The following is a 6,659-nucleotide window of genomic DNA, read 5'->3' on the forward strand; positions in this document are numbered from 1 at the left end:
AACGCCCTTTAAAACGTCGCAAACGACGGTCAAAATCGCGATTTTTTTAGCAAGTTTGGGGTCTTTTTGCTTTAGCACGCGCAAAACATTGGTTGCGCCGATACTGCCGCTGCCTTCTCTTCTGATGTTCACTCCGCCGAAGATATAAGCCAAAATCACGCCAGATGGGATACCGCCTAGCAGATACGCCGCGGCGTAAGCTATCAAATTTTCGTTCATTTTTTATCCTGATTTTTGTTTCGATTTCGCAATATTAATTAAATTCGGCTGATTTTTTGATAAATCGGTCGTTTTGAAGGGCGGTAAATTTGTAAATTTGACGCACCGAGACCTGCACCTTTAAGGTACTAAATTTGGTTTTGTCAAATTTCAAATTTAATCTTTCTTGTTAAGATAGAAGGGGCTTAAATTACGCTCTGCTTTGCAGTTGCGAGGCAAAGCCGAAGCAAAAGAGCTCCCTTTTATATCCGCCTTTCTCTTTTCTTTGGGGGAGGAAGGGGCTCTACTTACGAAGCGTCTCCCCTTCCTCTCCCAAACCCTCTCCAACCCCACTGCACGTTATAAGTTGCTGCGCTATGCGCAGATTTAAATTTGACGCTATTGCGCCACAAAATTAAATTTGCATTTTCAGGATGAGGGTCTCGGTGGGTAAAATTTGAGTCCAAATTTGAATATAAAAGGATAAGGCGAAGTATTTTTGCGTTTAGACGAGGCGGATTTAAATTTTACGACGGGAGCTACCTCGTCGGTAGTGACCGAGTAAAATTTAAATCCAACGAAGTATGAAGGAAAAAGACAAGCCGCTTTTCACTAAAAATTTATTGGTTTATGACGTCATAATACGACGGTATCACCGGCGTCAGCAAATCATCACTTATCTTAAAATCCTTTTTTGTGTTGCTCAGCGTGATTTTGATTTTGTTGCCGAGCTTATCCTCGTAGTCGATCCTTGTCGGGATGTAGTTTTTGACGGTGATTAGATACTCTACGCCGTCGTATTTGGCTTTGTAGAGCGTGTCGGTGATCTTAACCGCGTTTCTAACGACGTCGATTAGATTGGGCGCCTTTTCAAATTTTGAGATAATCGCTTGCTCGAGGGCATCCTCGATCACGACGACGCGGTTTTTATCAAAGTAGATTTTTTTAGGCGTCGGGCGCTCGTAGATCCAGTAGGCGCGGTTGTTGCTTTTTGCGTAAAATTTACCGAAATAATCGACCGTTTCGTTCTCGCTCGTGATGGTTTGCACGAAGTCGCTTTGAAGCGTGACGAAATTTAACGTAACTGCGAAAGCCGAGGCGCAAAAGAGCAAAAATGCTAAAATTTTTTTCATATATTTTCCTTTATCGGGCGAAATTCTAGCTAAGTTTAAATAATAAAATGTTAAAATCCAAGCTTTAACAAAATTTAAAAAGGCTAAAAATGATAACGGCGTTTATGCAGAAGGTATTTGGCACGAAAAACGACAGGGAAGTAAAAAAATATTTCAAACGAGTCGCCTACATAAACTCGCTTGAAAGCAAATATCAAGCGATGAGCGACGATGAGCTAAAGGCTAAATTTAACGAATTTAAAGCGCAGGTACAAAACGGCGAAAAGAGCCAGGACGAACTGCTAGACGACGTGTTTGCCATCGTGCGCGAGGTCGGTAAAAGGACGCTAAATATGCGCCATTTCGACGTTCAGCTAATCGGCGGCATGGTGCTAAACGACGGCAAGATCGCCGAGATGAAAACGGGCGAAGGTAAAACCCTCGTGGCAAGCTTGCCCGTCGTGCTAAACGCGATGAGCGGCAAGGGCGTACACGTCGTGACCGTAAACGACTACCTCGCCAAACGCGACGCGACGCAAATGGGCGAAATTTATAAATTTCTAGGCCTTAGCGTCGGCGTGATACTAGGCGGCGAATACGACGACTCGGCGCGAAAAGCCGCATACGATAGCGACATCACGTACGGCACGAATAACGAATTCGGCTTTGACTACCTGCGCGATAATATGAAAATGGATTTCAAAGATAAGGTGCAAAGAGAGCATAACTTCGTCATCGTGGACGAGGTCGATAGTATCCTCATCGACGAGGCCAGGACGCCGCTCATCATCTCGGGCCCTACAAACCGCACGCTAGATGGTTACATCAAAGCAAACGAGGTCGCGCGCCAGATGAAGCGCGGCGAACCGCCTGCGACTCCGCAAGAAAAGGCTACCGGCGACTTTACCGTCGATGAGAAAAACCGCACGATAGCGATCACCGAAGAAGGCATCTCAAAGGCTGAAAAGCTCTTTGGCGTGGCAAATCTCTACGACATGGAAAACGCGATTTTGAGCCACCACCTAGACCAAGCTCTAAAGGCGCACAATCTCTTTGAAAAAGACGTTCACTACGTCGTTCGCGACGGGCAAGTCGTCATCGTCGACGAATTTACGGGGCGTCTTAGCGAAGGACGAAGATTTAGCGAGGGCTTGCACCAAGCGCTCGAGGCCAAAGAGGGCGTAAAGATCCAAGAGGAGAGCCAAACTCTAGCCGATATTACATTTCAAAACTACTTTAGGCTTTATAAAAAACTATCGGGCATGACGGGTACGGCGCAGACGGAGGCGACCGAGTTTTCGCAAATTTACAAGCTTGACGTCGTATCGATCCCGACAAACGTGCCGGTAATCAGAAAAGACAACAACGATCTCATATATAAAACCGAAAATGAGAAATTTAAAGCCGTGATAGACGAGATCAAAAAGGCTCACGACCGCGGTCAGCCCGTACTCGTGGGTACCGCCTCGATCGAAAAGAGCGAAAAGTTGCATAGCTTACTCGTAAAAGAAAAGATCCCGCACTCCGTGCTAAACGCTAAAAATCACGAAAAAGAAGCCGAGATCATCGCTCAAGCCGGCGCTCGCGGCGCGGTTACGATCGCGACGAATATGGCCGGACGCGGCGTAGATATCCGCATCGACGACGAGGTGCGAAACCTAGGCGGCCTATACATCATCGGCACCGAAAGGCACGAAAGCCGCCGTATAGACAACCAGCTACGAGGCCGCTCGGGGCGTCAGGGTGATCCGGGAGTGAGCCGCTTTTACCTAAGCCTTGAGGATAACTTACTTCGGATATTCGGCAGCGACCGCATCAAGGCGATAATGACGCGTCTTGGTATCGAGGAGGGCGAAAGTATCGACTCCAAAATGGTCACAAGAGCCGTCGAAAATGCGCAAAAAAAGGTCGAGAGTCTGCACTTTGAAGCGCGAAAGCATATCCTCGAGTACGACGACGTCGCAAACGAGCAGCGAAAAACGGTGTATAAATTTAGAAACGAGCTACTTGATCCAAATTTCGAAGTCGGCGAAAAGATCAAGCAAAATCGCGCCGAATTTGTCGAGCATCTGCTAGCTCAGGCTGAAATTTACGCAGGCGAGCCAAAGAGCGAATACAATCTCGAAAAACTAAGCTCCGTGATAATCTCAAACGGCGCGTTCATGCAGCCAGATGATCTAAAAGATCTCGACTATGCCGAGCTTGCCGAAAAGATAACGGCTAAATTTGAAGCCGACTACGAAGAAAAAATGGGCATCATAGGCGAGGGTCAGCGCAGATACCTAGAAAAGGTGCTTTGCCTGCAAGTACTAGACACCGCATGGCGCGAGCATCTATATCAGATGGACATCCTAAAAACCGGCATCGGACTGCGCGGCTACAACCAAAAAGATCCGCTCACCGAGTATAAAAAAGAGAGCTTTAACCTCTTTATGGAGCTCGTTAGTCGCATCAAATTTGAGAGTATCAAGATACTAACGGCCGTGCGCCTAAGCTTCTCCGGGCCTAGTGAGTCTGCGCCGCAAGAAGCTCAAGATAGCGAGACTGTCGGTGCACCTGAGAGTGAAGAAAAGCCTGGTAAAAAAGTATCGCGAAACGACCCATGCCCGTGCGGAAGCGGCAAAAAGTACAAAGACTGCCACGGCAAGAGCGGCCCTAAAAAAGGAGCTTTTGCGGAGGATTGGGATAAAATTTAGCTTTGGGGTTTTGGCGGCGGCTTGCTAAATTTAGCATTTAAATTTGCCGCCTTTTTGAAGCGGCGAGGCATCTTAACGTAAATTTAAAACGCTTAGCTTTTTCAAGCGGGTTTTAAAATTTGACGTCAAATTTGCACGGATAGACAAATTTAATGCGCTTGGCGCAAATTTAAAATAAGATCAAGCGAAACAAAAATAGCGAGCAAGTCAAAGCCCAAATTTAAACAACGGAAAATCAAATGAGCCTAACCAAATATCTACTTTTTAAATATCTACGGTTTGACAAAACCCAGCCGTTTATTATGCTTTCGGCGCTGCTAGCGTTTCTAGGTGTGGGCGTCGGGCTCATGGTGCTCATCGTTGCGATGGCGATCATGAACGGCTTTGACAAGGAGTTTGAGCGCAAACTTTTTACTATGAACTACCCGATCACGATCCTCTCCGCTATCCGCGGCAACATCGACGAGAGCGACGTTAGCGAGCTCAAGCAGAAGTTTCCGAATCTCAAATTTAGCCCGTACATCATGAGTCAAGTTATCATCAAGGGTGCAAATAGCTTCGAGGGCGGACTGCTTTTTGGCGTAAATTCAGCCGACGAAAAGCAGATAAACTCGGTCGTGGCAGCCGGTCTTGGTGACCGCGAGCTAGACGGATACGGCTTGCTCGTCGGACAAGGCGTCAAAAATGAGATGATGGTAAACGAAAACGACAAACTCACGCTCATTTTTACCAAAAACGACCCGAGCGGCTTTGCTCTAACGCCTAAAATGAAGCGCTTTGAAGTCGTGAGCTCGTTTAGCTCGGGGCTTGTGGCCTACGATAAAAGCTACCTCTACACGAGCGTGGAGGCGCTACGCAAGATACTCGAGTACGATGAGGGCAAATTTGACGGTATACACGTGTTTTCAAACGATCCGTTCGCCGACATCGAAAAGATCTCGCGCGAGCTACGTCTGGGGCAAAAAGCTATCGGCTGGTGGCAGCAAAACGGTAACTTTTTCTCTGCTTTGGCTCTCGAAAAACGCGCGCTTTTCATCGTTTTGATGCTCATCATCCTAGTTGCCTCACTAAATATCGTAAGCTCGCTGCTCATGACCGTCATGAATCGCCGCCAGGAGATCGCGTTACTACTCTCGCTGGGCGCTAGCAAGGCCGAGATCAAAAAGAGCTTTTTTGCGCTGGGAGCCACGATAGGTGGAGGTGGGATAGTGTTTGGACTCGTGCTCGGGCTCTTTGGCGTATGGCTACTCGGTAGCTTTGATATCGTAAATTTGCCAGCCGACGTTTACGGCAGCGCGAAGCTTCCTATGGAGTTATCTTTGCTCGATCTTGTTATGATTTTGGTCGGAGCGGTCGTTATAGTGGCGTTTTCGTCGTTTTACCCTGCTAAAAAAGCCGCGCAAATAAACGTACTTGAGACGCTTAGGAATGAATAAATCGGCATTTTAGCCGAAATGCTTTTGGGTTAAATTTGAGCGAATAAAAATTTGCTGTTTTGACCGCGCTGGCTCGTCTATTTTTTGAATTATATAAAAAGCGGATTTATTTGCGTTCGAGCTTTTCAAGATTTATACTTATTGATTTTTATTCTCGTGCGTGTAAATTTTTAAATTTAAGCCGCCGTCGGAGTCAAATTTACCCTCCAAACTAGAAATTGTACATCGTGCAAAGTATCCGCAACCAAGTAGTAGCCGTAAGTTTGCCTATATTTTTTATACTGCAACGGTTGCTAAATTTACTTACGTCATTTAGAAAAGCTATGCTTAAGGTTGGCACTTATGCTAAATTTACGCCATATTTTGCTGCTATTTTGAAAGTTATTATATTAATTTGCAAGCAAAAATTTGAGGCCCTTTAAGGTATAATGGCCAAAATTTAATCCAAATTTGGGGAGAAAAATGACGAATTCCGAGTACGCGCGCCGCATTGCCGAGGCTGCGGGGCTGGATCTAAATTTGGATTGCAAAGAGATCGATCTGCAGGATAAGTTTTACGGACTTTTTCAGTGCTTTATGCCCGACGGCGTCGGCGTAGAAACGGTGTTTGCGCCGCTGCAAAACGGCACCGAGCTGCAAGCGCGCATAATGCCGATCTACGCAGTCACGGCGCAGCAAACGCGAGAGACATTCGATCAAGGCATGGCGCCCGGGTATTTTTGCCCGCCGCAGGATCCGAAATTTGATGACGAAGGACTTAAGAGCCTAGCTTTAGCGCACGTTCGAAATTTAAAAATTTTTGCCGAGTTTCTCGGTAATGACGAGCTTTTAAAAATGCTTGACGAAATAAAATCCGCGCGCGTGCAGGAGAGCTTTGATCTCGCAGATCACGAAGGTGGGCTTGCGGACGCCTTATGCGGGGCGAGTGGGTTATAGATTCGCCTAAGCTCGATGCGAAGATATGGGTGCTCAGCGAGGCGTACTATTCGATCGACTGCGACTACCTTCTGTCGGCGTATTTGCAGTATCCAAACTACGCGCAAAGGCCACAAGAGGACTTTTTAAAGCCCTATTTTGAGCTGTATCTAGCCCGGGCGGCAGGTCGCGTTTGAGCGCGGCGAGGTCGTGGTTTTTACTCGCTAAATTTACGTGGGCAAAGGAGCTAAATGCAAACGGACGCTTTTAGCCGGCTAAAATTTGAGCTCTGCGAGTACTTA

The 6,659-nt window shown here is 46.8% G+C and carries 6 protein-coding genes; 4 read left to right on the top strand and 2 right to left on the bottom strand.

Annotation, left to right across the window (positions count from 1 at the left end; genetic code table 11):
* Both Q0338_RS01175 and lolA read right to left on the bottom strand, forming a co-directional pair.
* The coding region (locus Q0338_RS01175) for a glycerol-3-phosphate acyltransferase (protein WP_298085167.1) at positions 1-219 on the bottom strand (219 nt) is incomplete at its 3' end.
* Positions 220-818: 599 nt separating this feature from the next.
* Positions 819-1,331 carry a LolA-like outer membrane lipoprotein chaperone gene (gene lolA, locus Q0338_RS01180; protein WP_185898699.1) on the bottom strand — a complete coding sequence of 171 codons (513 nt, stop codon included), beginning with the start codon at positions 1,329-1,331 and terminating at the stop codon, positions 819-821.
* Positions 1,332-1,420: 89 nt separating this feature from the next.
* On the opposite strand from lolA, the gene secA reads away from it, so the two are divergent.
* From secA to Q0338_RS01200, 4 genes are all read left to right on the top strand, one after another.
* Positions 1,421-4,006, top strand: coding sequence for a preprotein translocase subunit SecA (gene secA, locus Q0338_RS01185; protein WP_298085168.1), 2,586 nt, complete (start codon positions 1,421-1,423; stop codon positions 4,004-4,006).
* A 239-nt stretch (positions 4,007-4,245) separates the two neighbouring features.
* Positions 4,246-5,442 (top strand): ABC transporter permease, encoded by a 1,197-nt coding sequence (locus Q0338_RS01190; RefSeq protein WP_298085169.1) that lies wholly within the window; start codon positions 4,246-4,248, stop codon positions 5,440-5,442.
* 462 nt (positions 5,443-5,904) lie between these two features.
* Positions 5,905-6,378 (top strand): hypothetical protein, encoded by a 474-nt coding sequence (locus tag Q0338_RS01195; RefSeq protein WP_298085170.1) that lies wholly within the window; start codon positions 5,905-5,907, stop codon positions 6,376-6,378.
* Entirely contained in the window at positions 6,357-6,554 is a 198-nt protein-coding gene (locus Q0338_RS01200; protein WP_298085171.1) for a sodium:solute symporter, read from the top strand. Before Q0338_RS01195 ends, Q0338_RS01200 begins: the two co-directional genes overlap by 22 nt.
* The last annotated feature ends 105 nt before the right edge of the window (positions 6,555-6,659 follow it).

It is taken from the genome of uncultured Campylobacter sp. (assembly GCF_938018145.1).
Classification (GTDB): Bacteria; Campylobacterota; Campylobacteria; order Campylobacterales; family Campylobacteraceae; genus Campylobacter_A.

Coding starts and splice junctions, on each gene's coding strand:
- secA (WP_298085168.1), top strand. CDS start 1,421: ATGATAACGGCGTTTATGCAGAAGGTATTTGGCACGAAAAACGACAGG.
- lolA (WP_185898699.1), bottom strand. CDS start 1,331: ATGAAAAAAATTTTAGCATTTTTGCTCTTTTGCGCCTCGGCTTTCGCA.
- Q0338_RS01190 (WP_298085169.1), top strand. CDS start 4,246: ATGAGCCTAACCAAATATCTACTTTTTAAATATCTACGGTTTGACAAA.
- Q0338_RS01200 (WP_298085171.1), top strand. CDS start 6,357: ATGCGGGGCGAGTGGGTTATAGATTCGCCTAAGCTCGATGCGAAGATA.
- Q0338_RS01195 (WP_298085170.1), top strand. CDS start 5,905: ATGACGAATTCCGAGTACGCGCGCCGCATTGCCGAGGCTGCGGGGCTG.